The organism is Mesoterricola silvestris, assembly GCF_030295405.1.
In the GTDB taxonomy this organism is placed as follows: Bacteria; Acidobacteriota; Holophagae; order Holophagales; family Holophagaceae; genus Mesoterricola; species Mesoterricola silvestris.
In genome coordinates this window covers 108,855-125,360 of the sequence record NZ_AP027080.1, presented here as the reverse complement: position 1 = coordinate 125,360, position 16,506 = coordinate 108,855, and the positions used below count along the sequence as shown (strand labels likewise).

Sequence of the window (16,506 nt, the reverse complement as noted above, 5' to 3'; positions counted from 1 at the left end):
GTTCCCCGTATTGAACGCCTAGTTTGGCATCATTTGGCTGGGCCGTGATTTTCCGAAAGCCAGTTCCTGGCGGCCTGGAGGTCCGCCCATACCGCCCTGCGCACGTCCTGGGTGTACTGGCGGAGCACGTAGGCCGGGTGGAAGGTGGGCATCACGGGGATCCCCCCCAGCATGTCCAGGGTCTGCCACTGCCCGCGGATGCGGGTGATGCCGGTGGAGACGCCCAGGAGCTCCCGCAGGGGCGTGGCGCCCAGGGTGACGATGACCGCGGGGCGGATCAGCTCGATCTGGCGCCTCAGGTAGGGCAGGCAGCGCTGGGCCTCGGCGGGGGTGGGGGTCCTGTTGTCCGGGGGACGGCACTTCACCACGTTGCAGATGTACACCTGGTTCCTCGAGAAGCCCATGGCCCCCAGCATCTTGTCCAGGAGTTCCCCGGCCTTGCCCACGAAGGGGCGTCCCTGGAGGTCCTCGTCCCTTCCGGGGCCCTCCCCCACGAAGAGGATCCGCGCGGCGGGGTCCCCCTCCCCGAAGACGAACTTGATGCGGCCGGCGCCCAGGGGACAGGCCTGGCAATCCTGGATGCAGGTTTCCAGGGCCGCCAGGGATGCCGCCCCGTCCACCAAATCCTGGGGCGGGACCGCCTTGGGCCCGGAGGGCGGCGGAGGGACGGGGGACGCGATTGTTTTTTCCAATACAGGTTGTTGCGCCACAATGTTTTTTTGCGGCACAACGGGGGTATCATGAAGGGGTTCGGATTGGTATGGTGGAGGGACCAGCCCGATCACCCCCAGGTCCTGGAGGGTGTCGCGCCAGTGGTGGAAGTGCCCGCTCATGGTCCTAGACTACCCAATTCCACGAAGGGGTACCCATTCCGGGAACATTTACCTCCCCTTCACCATTTAGAATTCGGAGCCATGCATGGAGCCGTTCAACCCACCGGATCTTCCCTTCGGGGAAACCACTGACTTTCACGAAATTTTTTCCTGTCTCTATCCCCGTTTGGTAAGCTACGCACGGCGCTACGGCGCCACTTACCCGGAAGATATTGCCCAGGAAGCATTCGTCATTCTCATGCAGCGGGAAACCCCCGTCGAACACCCCACCGCCTACCTTTACGGAACCGTGCGCACCCTGTCCCTCACGGAGCGCCGGCCCCTGAAGAACCAGTCCATCAGCCTCGAGGCCGTGGTGGAACAGGGCAAGGGGCCGGAGGCGGACGACGACCTGCTCAGCCAGGAGGTCCGGGAGCGGATGAAGACCCTCTCCCCCACCTTCCGGGAAACCCTCTGGCTCTTCGTGGTGGAAGATCTCTCCATCCGCCAGATCGCCGATATCCTCGATATCCCCGAAGCCACCGTCAAGACCCGCATCCATCGCGCCAAAGCCCATCTCAGGAACCAACTCAATTCCACCGGAAATTCTGGAGGCCTTCATGTCCTGGCTTGACCCCCAAAGAAGCCAAGAACCTTCCGGCGACACGGCGCTGCGGGCCGAACTGCGGGCGCTCCTGGGCATGAAGCCCCGCAACTACTTCGAGTCCGAGCCCACCCCCGAGCTGATCGCCCTGGCCGACGAGCTGCGCAAGGAGGCCCGGCGCCGCAACCACACCTCCCGGCGCCGCAGCCACTGGATGCTCATGGCCGCCGCCCTGCCCCTGGCCCTGGCCTTCGGGGGCGTGAGCCTCTGGGGCATCGCCCAGAAGCACAAGGCCGAGGACCTGGCCTCCGCCATGGCCCTGAAGGAGGCCGAACTCAACCGCATGGCGGCCTCCATCAAGCGCGAGCCCGTCCCCGGCAAGGCCGTGGAGGCCCAGCAGCCCCTCCTGGTCTCGGGACGCAAGCCCGCCAAGCCCGCCACCAAGGGCAAGGAACTGGTGATCCCCATCGAGCAGCCCGCCGGCGTGATCCCCCAGGACACCCAGCAGGTGAAGGCGCACTGATCCCCGTCCGTTTCCGGCTAGAATGGCGCATGGAGCGACGCCCATGTCCAGCGGAATGGAACTACTCATCTTGATCTGCTCCGCCCTGGCCGCGGCCCTGGCGGGGATGAGCGTCTTCAGCAACAGCCGGCCCCCCGACGGGCGCATCAACCAGGTGATGGACGAGATCGAGGAGCTGAAGGGCCTCCTCAATCAGATGCAGAAGTCCGTCCTCCAGCTGGAGCGCAAGTTCGACAAGGAATCCAAGGACGGCCGCGCGGAGTTCAAGGACGTGCTGGAGAAGGTGGCCGAGCGCATCGACAAGCGAATGGTCGAAATCGGAAACCTGTAGGCGACCCACACCTCCCCGAGGCCACGCCCCCCCTCCCCCGGCACCAACGCCGCGGATGATCCCTTCTTTCATCCCCTGCATCCTGTTCATCGGCGTTCATCCCTGTTTCCGCAGGGCCAGAAGCAGGGATGGGTCGGCGCATGCGGATCCATTGGGCGCCGTCCCACCACATCGCTGGCCCTGCGGAAACAGGGATGAACGACGATGAACAGGATGCAGGGGATAGGGAATAGTTATCCGCTTGCTTCGGCAGGCTAGACGGCCTGCGGGTGCATCGGCGGCGTCCAGCCGCGCTCGTTCAGGAGGCGGACGCCCATGATGCGGCTGAGGCGGAAGCTCATCACCTCCTGGTGGAGGTGGCAGAAGCCGCGCAGGTGCTCGGCGTCCACGCCCTGGGGGGTGACCTTGCGCAGCTGGGGGCGGTGGGCGGCCAGGGGGAGGTACGTGAGTTCCACCATGAGGTTGTAGCTGGCGGCGTACTCCAGGATGCGGGTGGTTTCCTCGGCAGCCTGGGCGCCCATGCCCATGTGGAGCATGGGCACCCGGCGGCGGATCTCCTGGTGGAGGTTGGGGTCCTCGGCCTGGATCTTCTGGAGGGCGGCGTGGATGATCTGGCGGACGGGGTCCAGGTGATGGTTCATGCCCTGCTCGTCCACGAAGGAAAGACAGGCCAGCGACCACAGGTACAGGGCCTCGTCCCCGTCGATGCTCACGGGGAGGAAGCGGCCGGGCTTCGGCAGGAAACCGGCCTGCTTGAGCAGGGCGAAGGCGTTTCCGGGGCCGTTGGCTTCCAGGACGTTGCCGGAAATGCGCTGGAGGCCCAGGGTGGCCAGTTCGGGGCGGAGCATCAGCTCGTCGGCCAGGGCCTCGGTGCGGGCCTTCACCAGGCGGCAGCCCTGCTGCACTTCCACTTCGCCCAGGCGCCGGGCCAGGTCCTCCAGGAGCTGGGCCAGGGGCTGGGGGACGGCGGCGGAGGGCGCGCCCAGGAGGCAGTTCATCTCCTCCAGGCTGAGGCCCATGTCCAGGGCCCGGATGAGGGTGTCGGAACCCACCCGCAGGCTCACCATGGCGTCCAGGGTCTCCACGTCCGCCATCTGGGCCACCCGCAGGAGGCGGTGGGGGTTCTGCACCATGGGGGTGAGCACCTCCAGGGTGGGCTGGATGACCAGGGGCTGGTCGGCCATGAAGAGGGCCCAGTGGCCCTCGGTGCCCCGGTGGTCCCGCAGGAGGTACTCCTGGGCCAGGGTCTCCCCGTGGGGGGACAGGGAGACGTGGGCGCCCTCGGCGTCCAGGTTCACCAGCCCCATGCGGCCCAGGAAGGGCAGGAACACGGTTTCGGTGCGGCCCACGTCCAGGGGGTGCAGGGTCTCGAGGAAGGCCAGGAAGGGCTTCACGGCCAGCACCTGGCCCCGGCGCTCCAGGAGGTGCTGCATCAGGAAGGTGCGGTCCTCGGCGGGGGGCATGTTCCAGAGCTTGAGGTCGTGTTCCAGGAGGATGGCGAAGGCCCGCTCGGGCACCCACCGGGGGGAGTGGGTGAGGACGGCGGGCAGGAGGGTATCCACCCGCCCTTCCCGGGTCCACAGGAGGCCCAGGCGGTGCAGCAGGCCAAAAATCAGGGTGGCGTCCCGCTCGTCCTTGAGCAGGGCGTTCTTCTGGAGGAGCTGGCCCAGTTCCTTCTTGGCGGGCAGTCCGCCCTTCAGCACCCGGATCCCGCCCATGCAGCGCAGCAGGACGGAGGTGAGGGCCAGGGCGAAGCCGTAGGGCGGGGCGGGGATGAGGGCGACGTTCGGTCCCCCCTGGAAGCAGAAGGCCGCGTCGTCGAAATCGGCCAGGGCGTCAGCCACTCGACCAGGCACCGCCCAGCCCTCGCCGGTGGGGAGGATGAGGCCCAGGGCCAGCAATTCGTCCTGGAAGGCCGCATCGGGCTGGGTTCCCTCTTCGGCCAGCAGCTTGAGCTCCGTCAGCTTGCGCCCGTCCAGGTCCAGGAGCGTATTGGTGAGCTGCTTGTTGTCCTCCAGATGGAAGACCATGGTCTTGAGAAGGCGCATGCGCCCCTCGGGCCCCTCCTGCCAGTACTGGGGGACGGGAAGCTTCCGCCGCTGGCAGATCCTGCGCAGCTGGTCGTCGGTGCAATTGCATAGAAGCTGGTAATGGGAAGGGGCCATGATTCCTCGCATGCACCGGGCTGTGCCGGGGGGGGACCGATCCATATTGACCGATCAGTTTCTCATGGTTCAGGGCCAAACGTGAGGGGAAAATCCAGCCCCCTGCCCCGCGCAAGCGGTGCGTTGACCCGGGGATCGAGTCCTTCTAGTCTCAGGGTTTTGGACCTTGCCGCGTGATTGCCCTACGTCCGGACAACCCCTTGATCGTCCAGAGCGACAGGACCCTTCTCCTGGAGGTGGCCCATCCGTCCTTCGAGGAAGTGCGCGACGAGTTGAGCCGCTTCGCGGAACTGGTGAAATCCCCGGAGCACATCCACACGTACCGCATCACCCCCTTGTCCCTGTGGAACGCCTCGGCCTCGGGGGTCACCTGCGAGGAGATGGCCTCGACCCTCAACCGCTGGTCCAAGTACCCCGTGCCCCAGAACCTCCTCCAGGAGATCCAGGACCACGGCACCCGCTACGGGAAGCTGCGCCTGGTGCAGAAGGGCGACCGCCTGGCCCTGGAGATGGACGACCGGGGCCTCTTCTATGAGCTGGAGAACCAGCGCAGCCTCCAGGAGCATCTGGCCGAGCCCTACCCGGACCAGCGGGGCATCTTCCTGGCCGACGGCAAGCGGGGCGAAGTGAAGCTCCAGCTCATCCGCCTGGGCCACCCGGTGCAGGACCTGGCCGGCTTCAAGCCCGGGGACCCCCTGGAATTCGCCCTGCGGGAGAACCTGGCCGGCACCGGCAGGCCCTTCGGCCTGCGGCCATACCAGCAGGCCGCAGTGGACGTCTTCCACGCGGGCGGCGGCCCCGAGGGCGGCGCCGGGGTCCTTGTGCTCCCCTGCGGGGCGGGCAAGACGGTCATCGCCATCGGATGCATGGCCCGGCTCCAGACCCGCACCCTGGTGCTCACCACCAACGTCACCGCCGTCAAGCAGTGGAAGCAGGAGCTGCTGGACAAGACCTCCCTGCGGGAGGAGGACATCGGCCTCTACACGGGCGACACCAAGGAGATCCGCCCCGTCACCATCGCCACCTACCAGATCCTCACCTACCGCAAGAGCAAGGGCGCCCCCTTCGAGCACTTCAAGATCTTCGAGGCCGCCAACTGGGGCCTGGTGATCCACGACGAAGTGCACATGCTGCCCGCCCCGGTGTTCCGGGCCGTGGCCGAGCTCCAGGCCAAGCGCCGCCTGGGCCTCACCGCCACCCTGGTGCGGGAGGACGGCAAGGAGGAGGACGTCTTCTCCCTCATCGGCCCCAAGCGCGTGGACGTGCCCTGGAAGACCCTGGAGAAGAGCGGCTTCATCGCCACGGCCCACTGCCTGGAGATCCGGGTGCCCCTGCCCTCGGACGAGCGCATGGACTACGCCGTGGCCGACCAGCGGGCGCGCTTCCGCATCGCCTCGGAGAACAGCCTGAAGCTGAAGGTCATGGACGAGCTGCTGGCGGGTCATCCCGGCGACAGCGTGCTGGTCATCGGGCAGTACCTGGAGCAGCTGCGGATCATCGGCGAGCGCCTGGACGCGCCCGTGCTCACGGGCCAGACCCCCGAACGGGAGCGCGAGGAGCTGTACCGCCGGTTCAAGGCCGGGGAGCTGAAGGTGCTCATCGTGAGCAAGGTGGCCAATTTCGCCATCGACCTGCCGGATGCCAGCGTGGCCATCCAGGTGAGCGGCACCTTCGGATCCCGCCAGGAGGAGGCCCAGCGCCTGGGCCGGATCCTCCGTCCCAAGGGGGACCGCAACATCAGCTTCTTCTACTCCCTGATCTCCAGGGACACCACCGAGCAGGAATTCGCCCGGAACCGGCAGCTCTTCCTCACGGAACAGGGGTACCGGTACCTCATCGAGAGCCGGCACCTGGACGAGAACGGTCTGAGCGAACCCACGGTGTGGCGGCAGATGCTGGACGACGCCGCGCCCCTCCAGCCCTGAGCGGGCTTCGGGGCCTCAGATCCCCGCCAGGATCCGGGTGGCGGCCGGCACCAGGAGCACCACGGGCGGGATGCTGAAGAAGCCCGCCACCACGTCGTCCGCCACGATCCCCCCTCCGGCGGGCAGCACCTGGATCTGCCGGATGGGCCAGGGCTTCCAGATATCGAAGAGGCGGAAGGCCAGGAAGGGGATGGCCAGCGCCGGAAGCAGGCGCCAGGCTCCGCCCGGAAGGCCCCCATGCAGGCCGTTGGCGATCTCCCAGCGCACCGGCCAGAGCGCGATCCAGAGCCCGGCCCACTCGTCCGCGACGATGTAGCCGGGGTCCTTGTCGCCCGTCTCGGCCACCACGCGGTCGGAGGCGGCCACGGCCAGCCAGGTCATGGCCGCGGGGGCGGCCAGGAAGAGCCCTTCCGAAACCCAGGACCCCGCCGCCGCCAGCCCTGGCGTGAGCAGGCACCAGAAGGCCAGGCCCGCCAGGGAGCCCCAGGTGCCGGGGGCCGGGCGCAGGCGGCCCGAACCCAGCCCCGTGGCCACCCACCAGGCCCAGCGCGGAGCCCCCATCAGGCGTCCACCACGCTGGGCTCCAGGGTGACCTCGCCGTTGAAGGAATTGGCGATGACGCAGTACTTGTGGGCCTTCTCGAACATCTCCCGCACCTTGTCGTGGCTGGTGCCGGGGGCCACGGTGATGGTGGGCCTCAGGGCGATGGCCGCCACCTTCGTGATCCGGTCCACGGTCTCCATGGCGGCCTCGGCGGCGCCCTCGTAGGCGACCACCTCCAGGCGCACCTTGGTGGCCAGGGCCAGGAAGGTGAGCATGTGGCACTGGGCCATGGCGGCGGCCAGGAGGTCCTCGGGATTCCACCGGGAGGCCTCGCCGCCGTTGGCCACGCTGCTGCTGGCCGGGATGGGGGCGGGGGCCCCGGGCTTGGCGAGCAGGGACGAGCGGGTGTACGTCGCGTCGCTTGTGGTGCCCTTCCAGCTGACGGTGACGGGGAATTTCTCGGACATCGCGTGCCTCCTGGGCGATAGTCTAAACCAGACTCATCCGGTCAGGAACGGGACCGCCGGGATTCCTCGTAGCGGCGCACGGCCTCCTCCGCCCCGCCCTCCACCACCTCGCCCACCAGGTCGTAGGCGTGGCCCTTGGTGATGCGCACGGGCTGGATGGTGCCCGGCACCACGTCGCCGCCCACGATGAGCACCCCGCCGTCAACCTCCGGCGCCTGGCCCATGTGCCGGCCCTTGAAGACCATGTCGGTCTCCTCGTGGGTGCCCTCCACCAGCACGTCCAGCACCCGTCCCTCCAGGCCCCGGTTCCGGTCCCGGCAGATCTTCTGCTGGAGCTCCATGAGGATGCGCTTGCGGCTGTTCTTGGTGCGGGCGGGAACCGGGTCCCCCAGGGCGAAGGCCGGCGTCCCCTCCTCCAGGGAGTAGGTGAAGACCCCCACGTGCTCGAACCGGGCCTCCTCCACGAAGGCCCGCAGCTCCCCGAAGGCCGCCTCGTCCTCCGAGGGGAAGCCCACGATGAAGTTGGACCGGATGAAGACGTCCGGGACGATGCGCCGTGCCTTTTCCAGGAGCTTGAGGAAGGGCTTGCGCCCCCCGCCCCGGGCCATGGCCTTGAGCACCGCCGCGTCCCCGTGCTGGAGGGGCATGTCCAGGTACTTGGCGCAGTTGGGCGTTTCCGCGATGGCATGGAGGAGGCCGTCGGTGAGGCGGTTGGGGTAGGCGTAGTGGATGCGGAACCACCGCAGGCCCTCCACCCCGCCCAGGGCGCGCACCAGCTTCTCCAGGGCGTCCGGGTCCCCCAGGTCGCGGCCGAAGTCGGTGGTGTCCTGGCCCACGAGGTTGATCTCCAGGGCGCCCCCGGCCACCAGGTTCCGGGCCTCGGCCACCACGGAATCGATGCTCCGGCTCCGCTGGGGGCCCCGGATGGCCGGGATGATGCAGAAGGCGCAGCTGTGGTCGCAGCCCTCGCTGATCTTGAGGTAGGCGCTGGCCTTGGGGGTCGTGAGGAGCCTCGGGCTGGCCTCGGTGTAGAGGTAGCCGGGGTCCCGCTCGGGCTCGAAGAGCCGGTCCGAGGCGCCCAGCACCTCGGCGATGTGCTCGATGTCCCGGGTGCCCAGGCAGGCGTCGATCTCGGGCATATCCGCCAGGAGCTGGTCCCGGTAGCGCTCCACCATGCACCCCGCCACCACCAGCTTGCGGCAGGCCCCCGTCTTCTTGTGGGAGGCGGCCTGGAGGATGGCCTCGATGCTCTCCTTCTTGGCGGATTCGATGAAGCCGCAGGTATTGACCACCAGGATCTCCGCCTGGGCGGGGTCCGGGGTGATGGTGAACCCCTTCAGCCGCAGGTGGCCGAGCATCACCTCGCTGTCCACGAGATTCTTGGGGCAGCCCAGGGACATGAAACCGACTTTGGCCATCCGGCCTCCTTGACCCTCCAGAATAACGTTATCGGTGCTATTCTCTGCATTCTGCTGAGAGTGGAAGCCCATGAAGATCATCCTGCTCGTCGAAGGGGCACGCCGGACGGTGGAACTCACGGAAGAAGGGATCACCGTGGGCCGGGGGGACGCGGCCACGGTGAAGATCACGTCCAATGCGGTCAGCCGTGTGCACGCTCGCTTTTTCCTGAAGGGCGGCCAGGTCCATGTGCAGGACATGAAGTCCATGAACGGCACCACCTACAGGGACGCCCCCGTGCTGGAGCCCACCCCCCTCCACCCCGGGGACACCATCCTCCTGGGGGAGGTGCCCATCCAGTGGGTGCGGGAGGAAACGGCCGCGGCCCCCCAGCCGGCGCCGCCCAAAGCCCACACCGAGGCCCGCATCGCCCTGGAGGACCGGGCCTTCGACACCTCCGGCAGCATCATGGTGCCCCACGCCACCCTGGAGGACCTGCTGGCCCGCCACCAAGCGGACAAAGCGCCGGCCGAGGTGGAGGCCCTGTTCTCCCGCCTGGCCTCCATGGCGGGCAAGCTCCTGGCGGCCGCGGGCCTGGCCGAGCTCCTGGAATCGGTCATGAGCCTCGTTTCGGCCCAGATCCCCTGCCAGCGGGGATTCATCCTCCTGGCGGACCCCTCGGGGGACCTGGTGCCCGAATTCGTGTGGGAGGAAAGGCCCGGCGCCATCACCACTCCCATCAGCCGGACCATTGCCCGCACGGCCATGACCGCCAAGGTCACGATCCTCACCACCGACGCCCGGGTGGACCCCCGGTTTTCCGCGGGGGAGAGCATCAAGATCCATGGCATCTCCTCGGCCCTGTGCGCCCCCCTCATCGTGGACACCCAGTCCCTGGGGGTGATCTACCTGGAATCCAGCCTCAACAAGGGCGGTTTCAAGCGGGAGGATGAGCACCTCCTGTCCGCCATGGCCAATTTCGCCGCCGTGGGCATCCAGCGGGAGCGGGAGACCCGGTTCCGCCAGCGCCTGGAGCGCTACCACAGCCCCCAGGTGGTCAACGAGATCCTCCACGCCGCCCAGAACCTGGACGCCCCCATCCTCCAGGCCCGCCGGTGCGAGATCTCGGTGCTCTTCGCGGACATCTCCGGGTTCACCCGCATGTCCGAAGGCATGGAGCCCCTGCAACTGGCCTCCATCCTCAACCGGTCCTTCGAGGTCATGACCGAGCAGATCTTCATCCGGGGGGGAACCCTGGACAAGTACATCGGCGACGCCATCATGGCCTTCTTCGGGGCCCCGGCGCCGGACCCGGACCACGCCGCCCACGCGGTGGAGGCCGCCCGGGCCATGCAGCAGGGCCTCAAGGCCCTGAACGCCGACCGGCCCGCGGGCTACCCGGAACTGAAAATGCGCATCGGGATCAACAGCGGCGAGGCCTTCGCCGGGGACATCGGCTGCGAGAAGCGCATGGACTACACCGTCATGGGCTCCACGGTGAACCTGGCCTCCCGCCTGGAAAGCGCCGTGGCGGGCCCCGGCCAGATCGCCATTGGCCCCAGGACGGCGGAAATACTACAATCAAAAGAGTTCATCCCGCTCCAGCCCGTCTCTCTCAAGAACATCGAACTGGAGGTGCGGCCCTTCCTGGTGCCCTGGGAATGAACGGGGCCTCCTCCGCCTTGGACATTGCCCCTCCCGACATGTTGAAATGACCTACTCCGACGCAAATTCAAGCCGGGATTCCCTGCCTCCGATCCTCAAGCATAGGAACGCTCCCATGTCCTCCGAACGCCGAAACTACCGAAGAATCCCCATGGGGGCCACCGTGGGTTTCCAGGAGCTGTCCTTCGCCCGGGAGCCGGAGCCCTCCACCAGCAGCTACGGGGACATCTCCGGCGGCGGCCTCCTGCTGAACTCCCCCCGGGAGCTGCCCCTTGAAACACTCCTGAAGCTGGAAATCCGGGTTCCCGGATGGGGGAGGCACCAGAACCATTTCGGCCCGGCGGCCGACGCGGATCTCAGGCCCCTGGTGGCCGTGGGGAAAGTCGTCCGGGTGGAACACCTGGAAAGCGGGGAATATGAACTTGGGGTAAAATTCCTCAACGTGTATCCGGATGACCAAGCGGCCCTCCTGAAATTCATCGAGGCCGCAGCAACGGCGGAAGAGAAGTAGGATATTGACCAAAAAGGAGCTCCCTTGAAGATCCTAATCGTTGACGACTCTTCGACGATGCGCCGCATCATCATCAACACCCTCTCCCGCATCGGCTACACCGACGTGGTGGAAGGGGAGCACGGCAAGGCGGGGCTGGAGAAGCTCGGCCAGGGCGGCGTGGAGATGATCATCACCGACTGGAACATGCCGGAGATGGACGGCCTGGAGTTCGTTCAGACGGTGCGCGGCCAGAACACCACGATCCCCATCCTCATGGTCACCACCAACGCCGCCAAGGAGGACATCGTCCAGGCCCTCCAGGCCGGCGTGAACAACTACGTGGTCAAGCCCTTCACGCCCGAGACGCTCAAGGAAAAGATCGAGTCCCTGCTCGGCTAGACCTCCCAGACCCACTCCTTAGGGGAGGCACCATGGATCAGTCCGAAATCGACGCCCTCATGAAGAACGCGCCGGCCAAGCCCGGCAAGGGCAAGAAGGAGGCGGCCCCCGCCAAGGCGCCGGAGGCCCCGGCTCCGGACCCCCAGGGCCACGTGATCTCCGAGCTGGACGCGGTCACGGCCGTCACGGAGCGGGAGACCAACAAGGTCATGGACCAGCTGGATCTCATCAGCACCCTGGTGGGCCAGCAGCAGACCCTCATCACGGGGCTCATGGCCCACCCGGCCGCCCAGGACCCCGGGGTGCAGGAGGCCATCCGCCAGGTGATGGGCGCGGGCAAGGACATCCAGGACAAGGTCTACGAGGCCATGGACCTCATGCAGTTCCAGGACATCACCCGGCAGAAGCTCGAGCGGATCGTCCACCACCTGCGCCAGATCCACGACTACATCGTGGACCTCCTGGGCACGGGCCTGAAGAGCGAGGGGGAGCGGGCCTCCATCAGCCGCACCATCGCCACCACCGGCACCACCCCCGACGAGAAGAAATCCCACGCCGATTCGGTGATCGAGGAATTCAAACGCCGGCAGACGAAGGAATGACCCATGGCGACAGCTGAAGCGACGGCCAGGCAGGCCCATGAGTTCGTCCCCTCCGGCCAGTTGGTGACCTTCACCCTGGACGGCGTGGAATTCGGTCTGGACATCGACCGGGTCCAGGAGATCACCCCCCGCACCGCCATCACGCCGGTGCCGGGGGCACCGAGCTTCGTGCTGGGGGTCGTGAACCTGCGGGGCATGATCATCCCGGTGCTGGACAGCCGGCTCCGCTTCCACCTGCCCCCCAAGCCCCCCACGGACAAGACCCGCATCATCATCCTGGGCCTGGCCGGCCAGCCCACGGGGCTCATGGTGGATTCCGTGGCGGAGGTGGTCAAGCTCGACGACTTCACCCTGCGCGACACCCCGCCCCTGGTGGCCGGCGTGCGCAGCGAGTACCTGGCGGGCATGGTCACCACCGGCGACCGCCTCATCACCCTCATCAACCTCGAGAAGATCCTGGACTCGGCGGAATTCGGCCACCGGGAGGCCCTGGCCGACACCGCCGCGGGCGCCTCCACCTTCATGTCCCAGGACGCCGCGGCCGAGCTGGTGGAGGACGAGCTCCCCTACGTCACCTTCACCCTGGGCCGGGAGTCCTTCGGCATCAACCTCAAGCTGGTGGAGGAGATCATCGAGATCCCCACCATCACCAAGGTGCCCGACGCGCCCCCCTACGTCCTGGGCGTCATCTGCCTGCGGGATCAGGTGCTCCCCCTCCTGGACTTCATCCAGCTCCTCCAGGTGGAGCCCGCCGAGAACCCCACCGCCGGCGACATGGTCATCCTCCTCAGCTTCGGCCAGGCCAAGCTGGGCATCGTGGTGGACGGCATCCAGGAGATCATCCGCATCAAGGAGGAGGAGATCCTCCCGCCCCCCCAGACCCTCAGCGAGCGCGAAAGCCGCGACCTGGAGGGCGTGGTGGTGCGCTCCGACCGCATGGTGAGCCTCCTGAAGGTGCTCGACATCATCACGGGCGAGGACCAGGCCAAGATCGCGGCCATGAGCACCAGCCTCATCAAGGAGACCAAGGAGGAGCACGCCGACAGCTTCGAGCTGCCGCTGGTGGTCTTCCGCCTGGGCCCCGAAGCCTACTCCCTGCGCCTCCACGAGGTGCGGGAGATCATCATGGTCAGCAACATCACCCCCGTGCCCCGGGCGCCCTCCTTCATCGAAGGCGTCCTGAACCTCCGGGGCGAGGTGATGCCGGTCATCGACCTGCGCGAGCGCTTCGGCCTGGAGCGCCAGAAGGCCACCAACCTCTCCCGCATCGTCATCACCCCCATCGGCGGGGTCTCCACGGGGCTCGTGGTGGACGCCGTGGACGAGGTGAAGTCCGTGGACCAGAGGCGGCTGGAGGAGCCCCCCCGGGTGACGTCCGTGGGCGCCAACGCTTTCATCGAGAAGGTGGCCCGCACGGACCAGGGCGTCGTGTTCCTGCTCAACGTGCAGCGCCTCCTCACGGATGTGGAAGGCCAGCAGCTCCAGGTTTTCCAGGGAAAGAAAAAGGGCTGAACCATGAGCGAATTCTCCCTGGACGACCCCAGCTTCTACGAAGACTTCCTCGTCGAGGCCGGCGAGCATTTCGAGCTCATCGAGCAGAACTTCCTCACCCTGGAGGAATCCCCCGGCGACCTGGAGATCCTCAACGCCATCTTCCGGTCCGTGCACACCATCAAGGGCGCCTCGGGCTTCCTGGGCCTGGCCAAGGTGCAGGCCCTGGCCCACATCGGCGAGAACATCCTGGACGACCTGCGCAAGGGCCGCATGAAGGTGAGCCCCGAGGTGATGGAGGTGCTCTTCGAGACCGAGGACACCCTCAAGGTCCTGGTGAACGACGTGGCCGTGAACCTGCGCAAGCAGGGGGCCCCCGCCGACCCCGACACCTCGGGCCTCATCGCCCGCCTCGAGGCCCTCAAGGGCGGCGGCAAGCCCGCGGCCCAGGCCCAGGCCCCCGCGGCGGCGCCCGCGCCGGCCCGCGCCCAGGGCCTGCTGATCCCCCCCGGCCTGGAGGGCATGGACATCGAGGCCGTCCAGGCCGCGGAGGAGGCCCTGGCCCAGGGCGTGCCCGTCATGGCCCTGAAGGTGCGCCTCCTGCCCGAGGTGCTCGGCACCCCCTTCAACCCCCTTTCCATGATCTCCATGGTCGACCTCGTCGGCCGCATGATCCACTCGTCCAAGTTCATGGATTACCTGGACCTGGACCATTTCAACCCCGCCGAGCTGCCCCTGGGGCTCCTGCTCCTGCTCACGCCTTCGGAAACCCCGGATTCGGTGCGCAAGCTCTTCGACGGCGTCAAGTACGTGACCATCGAGTATTTCGACCTGGCCCTGGGCGCCGCCCCGGAGCCGGCCGCCGCCGAGGCCCCGGACGCCCCCGCCGCCGGGCCCGTGGCCGAGGCCCGCAAGGCCCAGGACACCGGCAAGAACGTCAACGACACCATCCGGGTGAGCCAGGTCAAGCTGGACAACTTCATGAACACCGTGGCCGAGCTGATCATCAGCAAGACCATGATCGCCCACATCGTGGAGCGCCTGGAGGGCGAGACCCTCACCCCCGGGGCCGACGCGCTGGTCAAGGAACTGCGCCGCTCCTCGGTGTACCTGGACCAGGTGAGCAAGGAGATCCAGGCCTCGGTGCTGGGCATCCGCATGGTGCCCGTGAAGACCATCTTCACCAAGTTCCCCCGCATGCTCCGGGACCTGGCCAAGGCCTCGGGCAAGAAGATCGAGCTGCAGATGGTGGGTGAGGACACCGAGATCGACAAGAGCCTGATCGAGGAGCTGAGCGATCCGCTCATCCACCTCATCCGCAACAGCGCCGACCACGGCATCGAGATGCCCGACGTGCGCGCCGGCTACGGCAAGTCGGAAACGGGCACCGTGGTGCTCCGGGCCCGGCACGAGGGCGATTCCGTCCTGGTGGAGATCGAGGACGACGGCAAGGGCATCAACCCCGCCGTGATCCGCTCCAAGGCCGTGGAGAAGGGCATCCTCTCCGCCGAGAAGGCCGAGAGCATCACCGACGACGAGGCCATCAACCTGATCTTCCTGCCGGGCTTCTCCACCGCCAAGCAGGTCACGGACATCAGCGGCCGCGGCGTGGGCATGGACGTGGTGAAATCCAACGTCCGCAAGCTCAACGGCAGCGTTTCCGTCACCAGTTCCGTGGGCCGGGGCTCCATCTTCACCATCAAGCTGCCCCTGACCCTGGCCATCATCGACGCGCTCCTCATGCGCAGCGGGGGCCAGGTCTTCGCGCTGCCGGGCACGGCGGTGGAGGAGACCCTCCTGGTGCCCAAGGACACCCTCAGCCACCTCACCCGCCGCAAGGCCATCAACCTCCGGGGCGAGGTGCTGGGCGTCACCCGCCTCAGCGACCTCCTGCACTTCAAGCAGGGCACCGTGGAGCTGTCGGAGGACGAGGAGCTGCCCGTGGTGGTGGTCTCCACCGGCGGGCGCCGCATGGGGGTGATCGTGGACGCCTTCCTGCGCCGCCAGGAGATGGTCATCAAGCCCCTGGCCCCCTACCTGGCCAGCCTCCCGGGCATCTCCGGCGCCAGCATCATGGGCGACGGCGGGGTGGTGCTGATCCTCGACCCGGCCGAACTCCTCATGCTCGCCGTCCAGGAGGGCCTGTGAGCCTGGCCCTGCCGACCGGGGTCCCCCCCCAGGAGGCGGCCGCGGCCGCCCGGGAGGGGCAGTACCTCAGTTTCGAGCTGGCCGGCCACACCTACGCCGTGCCCCTGGCCCAGGTGGCGGAGATCACGCCCCACCTCAACCTGAACCAGATCCCCCACATGCCCCGCAGCGTGGAAGGCCTCCTGGACCTGCGCGGCCAGTCCATCCCCGTCATCAACCTGCGCCGGCGCATGGGCATGGAGGACCAGGCCTCCGACCTCTCCCTCAACATCATCGTCATGGACATGGGCGCCTCCAGCAACGTGGGGCTCCTGGTGGACCGGGTCGCCTCCGTGGTGGACGCCTCCCGGGAGCAGATGGTGCCCGCAAGCGCCCTCCTGGCCGGGCCCGACGGGGCCTGGGTGCAGGGCTTCATCATCCAGGACGAGCGCATCACGGCCCTCCTGGACAGCGAGCTCATCACCACCTTCCACGCGGCCCGGGCCCACGGCCTGGGCCTCACCAAGGACCACGACGCCGAGCAGGCCCTGGACGCGGGCCTCCAGGAGCTCATCGCCCTGGCCCCCCTTCGGGTCGAATCCGACGCCAGCCGGATCATCCCCCAGATGGAGGAGGCCATCTCCCACACCGAGCGGGAGATGGAGAAGGTCCTGGACCGGGTCGAGACCATGCTGGCCGACACCGACAAGGGCTTCCAGGGCCTGGTGCGCCTCAAGCAGGAGGCGGGCCTGGGCCACATGAAGGGCCTGGAGCCGGTGCTGGCCCAGATGGAGTCCCTGGGGACGCGCCTGCAGGACGAGATCTTCGACCTGATCCAGAAGCTGCAGTACCAGGACATCGCCCGCCAGAAGCTGGAGCGCGTCCTGAACCACGTCCGCGGCCTCCAGGTCATCGTCGGATCCAAGTTCCGGGACCTGGGCCGGAAGGGGTGACTTGGGCT

16 protein-coding genes are annotated in these 16,506 nt (G+C 67.6%); 11 read left to right on the top strand and 5 right to left on the bottom strand.

The features are described from left to right. Positions 1 to 29 precede the first annotated feature (29 nt). Complete coding sequence (locus R2J76_RS00535) at positions 30 to 620, bottom strand: uracil-DNA glycosylase (protein WP_316413827.1); 591 nt, start codon at positions 618 to 620, stop codon at positions 30 to 32. Positions 621 to 918: 298 nt separating this feature from the next. Between R2J76_RS00535 and R2J76_RS00530 the strand changes: the two genes are divergently transcribed. The 3 genes from R2J76_RS00530 to R2J76_RS00520 are packed head-to-tail and all read left to right on the top strand — an operon-like array spanning position 919 to position 2,270. Beyond that, positions 919 to 1,446 (top strand): RNA polymerase sigma factor, encoded by a 528-nt coding sequence (locus R2J76_RS00530; protein ID WP_316413826.1) that lies wholly within the window; start codon positions 919 to 921, stop codon positions 1,444 to 1,446. Next, a complete protein-coding gene (locus R2J76_RS00525; protein ID WP_316413825.1) occupies positions 1,433 to 1,939 on the top strand; it encodes a hypothetical protein in 507 nt (168 codons plus the stop codon). The genes R2J76_RS00530 and R2J76_RS00525 overlap by 14 nt, the downstream gene beginning before the upstream one ends. Positions 1,940 to 1,982: 43 nt before the next feature. Further along, positions 1,983 to 2,270, top strand: coding sequence for a hypothetical protein (locus tag R2J76_RS00520; protein ID WP_316413824.1), 288 nt, complete (start codon positions 1,983 to 1,985; stop codon positions 2,268 to 2,270). A 254-nt stretch (positions 2,271 to 2,524) separates the two neighbouring features. Here the strand turns inward: R2J76_RS00520 and R2J76_RS00515 are convergent, their stop codons facing one another. Beyond that, complete coding sequence (locus R2J76_RS00515) at positions 2,525 to 4,435, bottom strand: helicase-associated domain-containing protein (protein ID WP_316413823.1); 1,911 nt, start codon at positions 4,433 to 4,435, stop codon at positions 2,525 to 2,527. Positions 4,436 to 4,608: 173 nt separating this feature from the next. On the opposite strand from R2J76_RS00515, the gene R2J76_RS00510 reads away from it, so the two are divergent. Further along, positions 4,609 to 6,360 (top strand): DNA repair helicase XPB, encoded by a 1,752-nt coding sequence (locus tag R2J76_RS00510; protein WP_394366775.1) that lies wholly within the window; start codon positions 4,609 to 4,611, stop codon positions 6,358 to 6,360. A 15-nt stretch (positions 6,361 to 6,375) separates the two neighbouring features. Here the strand turns inward: R2J76_RS00510 and R2J76_RS00505 are convergent, their stop codons facing one another. From R2J76_RS00505 to rimO, 3 genes are read right to left on the bottom strand one after another with little or no spacing between them, the layout of a single operon-like run. Further along, positions 6,376 to 6,921 carry a phosphatidylglycerophosphatase A family protein gene (locus tag R2J76_RS00505; RefSeq protein ID WP_316413821.1) on the bottom strand — a complete coding sequence of 182 codons (546 nt, stop codon included), beginning with the start codon at positions 6,919 to 6,921 and terminating at the stop codon, positions 6,376 to 6,378. Beyond that, entirely contained in the window at positions 6,921 to 7,370 is a 450-nt protein-coding gene (locus tag R2J76_RS00500; RefSeq protein ID WP_316413820.1) for an OsmC family protein, read from the bottom strand. The genes R2J76_RS00505 and R2J76_RS00500 overlap by 1 nt, the downstream gene beginning before the upstream one ends. Before the next feature lie 41 nt (positions 7,371 to 7,411). Further along, a complete protein-coding gene (gene rimO / locus R2J76_RS00495; protein WP_316413819.1) occupies positions 7,412 to 8,788 on the bottom strand; it encodes a 30S ribosomal protein S12 methylthiotransferase RimO in 1,377 nt (458 codons plus the stop codon). Between the two features lie 70 nt (positions 8,789 to 8,858). Here rimO and R2J76_RS00490 point away from each other — a divergent pair, with 70 nt between their 5' ends. From R2J76_RS00490 to R2J76_RS00460, 7 genes are all read left to right on the top strand, one after another. Continuing rightward, on the top strand, positions 8,859 to 10,433 hold the full coding sequence (locus R2J76_RS00490) for an adenylate/guanylate cyclase domain-containing protein (protein WP_316413818.1): 1,575 nt from the start codon (positions 8,859 to 8,861) through the stop codon (positions 10,431 to 10,433). Positions 10,434 to 10,548: 115 nt separating this feature from the next. Beyond that, complete coding sequence (locus R2J76_RS00485; protein ID WP_316413817.1) at positions 10,549 to 10,944, top strand: PilZ domain-containing protein; 396 nt, start codon at positions 10,549 to 10,551, stop codon at positions 10,942 to 10,944. 24 nt (positions 10,945 to 10,968) lie between these two features. Continuing rightward, entirely contained in the window at positions 10,969 to 11,325 is a 357-nt protein-coding gene (locus R2J76_RS00480; RefSeq protein WP_316413816.1) for a response regulator, read from the top strand. A gap of 32 nt (positions 11,326 to 11,357) precedes the next feature. After that, positions 11,358 to 11,927: a hypothetical protein gene (locus R2J76_RS00475; protein WP_316413815.1), complete on the top strand. Its 570-nt coding sequence runs from the start codon at positions 11,358 to 11,360 to the stop codon at positions 11,925 to 11,927. Positions 11,928 to 11,930: 3 nt separating this feature from the next. Beyond that, positions 11,931 to 13,439 (top strand): chemotaxis protein CheW, encoded by a 1,509-nt coding sequence (locus R2J76_RS00470; protein WP_316413814.1) that lies wholly within the window; start codon positions 11,931 to 11,933, stop codon positions 13,437 to 13,439. Positions 13,440 to 13,442: 3 nt separating this feature from the next. Further along, positions 13,443 to 15,566 (top strand): chemotaxis protein CheA, encoded by a 2,124-nt coding sequence (locus tag R2J76_RS00465; protein ID WP_316413813.1) that lies wholly within the window; start codon positions 13,443 to 13,445, stop codon positions 15,564 to 15,566. Next, positions 15,563 to 16,498 carry a chemotaxis protein CheW gene (locus R2J76_RS00460; protein WP_316413812.1) on the top strand — a complete coding sequence of 312 codons (936 nt, stop codon included), beginning with the start codon at positions 15,563 to 15,565 and terminating at the stop codon, positions 16,496 to 16,498. The genes R2J76_RS00465 and R2J76_RS00460 overlap by 4 nt, the downstream gene beginning before the upstream one ends. Positions 16,499 to 16,506 lie beyond the last annotated feature (8 nt).

Excerpts from the sequence above, each read along its gene's own strand:
- R2J76_RS00475 (WP_316413815.1), top strand. The coding sequence starts at position 11,358 with ATGGATCAGTCCGAAATCGACGCCCTCATGAAGAACGCGCCGGCCAAG.
- rimO (WP_316413819.1), bottom strand. The coding sequence starts at position 8,788 with ATGGCCAAAGTCGGTTTCATGTCCCTGGGCTGCCCCAAGAATCTCGTG.
- R2J76_RS00485 (WP_316413817.1), top strand. The coding sequence starts at position 10,549 with ATGTCCTCCGAACGCCGAAACTACCGAAGAATCCCCATGGGGGCCACC.
- R2J76_RS00520 (WP_316413824.1), top strand. The coding sequence starts at position 1,983 with ATGTCCAGCGGAATGGAACTACTCATCTTGATCTGCTCCGCCCTGGCC.
- R2J76_RS00505 (WP_316413821.1), bottom strand. The coding sequence starts at position 6,921 with ATGGGGGCTCCGCGCTGGGCCTGGTGGGTGGCCACGGGGCTGGGTTCG.
- R2J76_RS00515 (WP_316413823.1), bottom strand. The coding sequence starts at position 4,435 with ATGGCCCCTTCCCATTACCAGCTTCTATGCAATTGCACCGACGACCAG.
- R2J76_RS00490 (WP_316413818.1), top strand. The coding sequence starts at position 8,859 with ATGAAGATCATCCTGCTCGTCGAAGGGGCACGCCGGACGGTGGAACTC.
- R2J76_RS00465 (WP_316413813.1), top strand. The coding sequence starts at position 13,443 with ATGAGCGAATTCTCCCTGGACGACCCCAGCTTCTACGAAGACTTCCTC.
- R2J76_RS00530 (WP_316413826.1), top strand. The coding sequence starts at position 919 with ATGGAGCCGTTCAACCCACCGGATCTTCCCTTCGGGGAAACCACTGAC.
- R2J76_RS00500 (WP_316413820.1), bottom strand. The coding sequence starts at position 7,370 with ATGTCCGAGAAATTCCCCGTCACCGTCAGCTGGAAGGGCACCACAAGC.
- R2J76_RS00525 (WP_316413825.1), top strand. The coding sequence starts at position 1,433 with ATGTCCTGGCTTGACCCCCAAAGAAGCCAAGAACCTTCCGGCGACACG.
- R2J76_RS00470 (WP_316413814.1), top strand. The coding sequence starts at position 11,931 with ATGGCGACAGCTGAAGCGACGGCCAGGCAGGCCCATGAGTTCGTCCCC.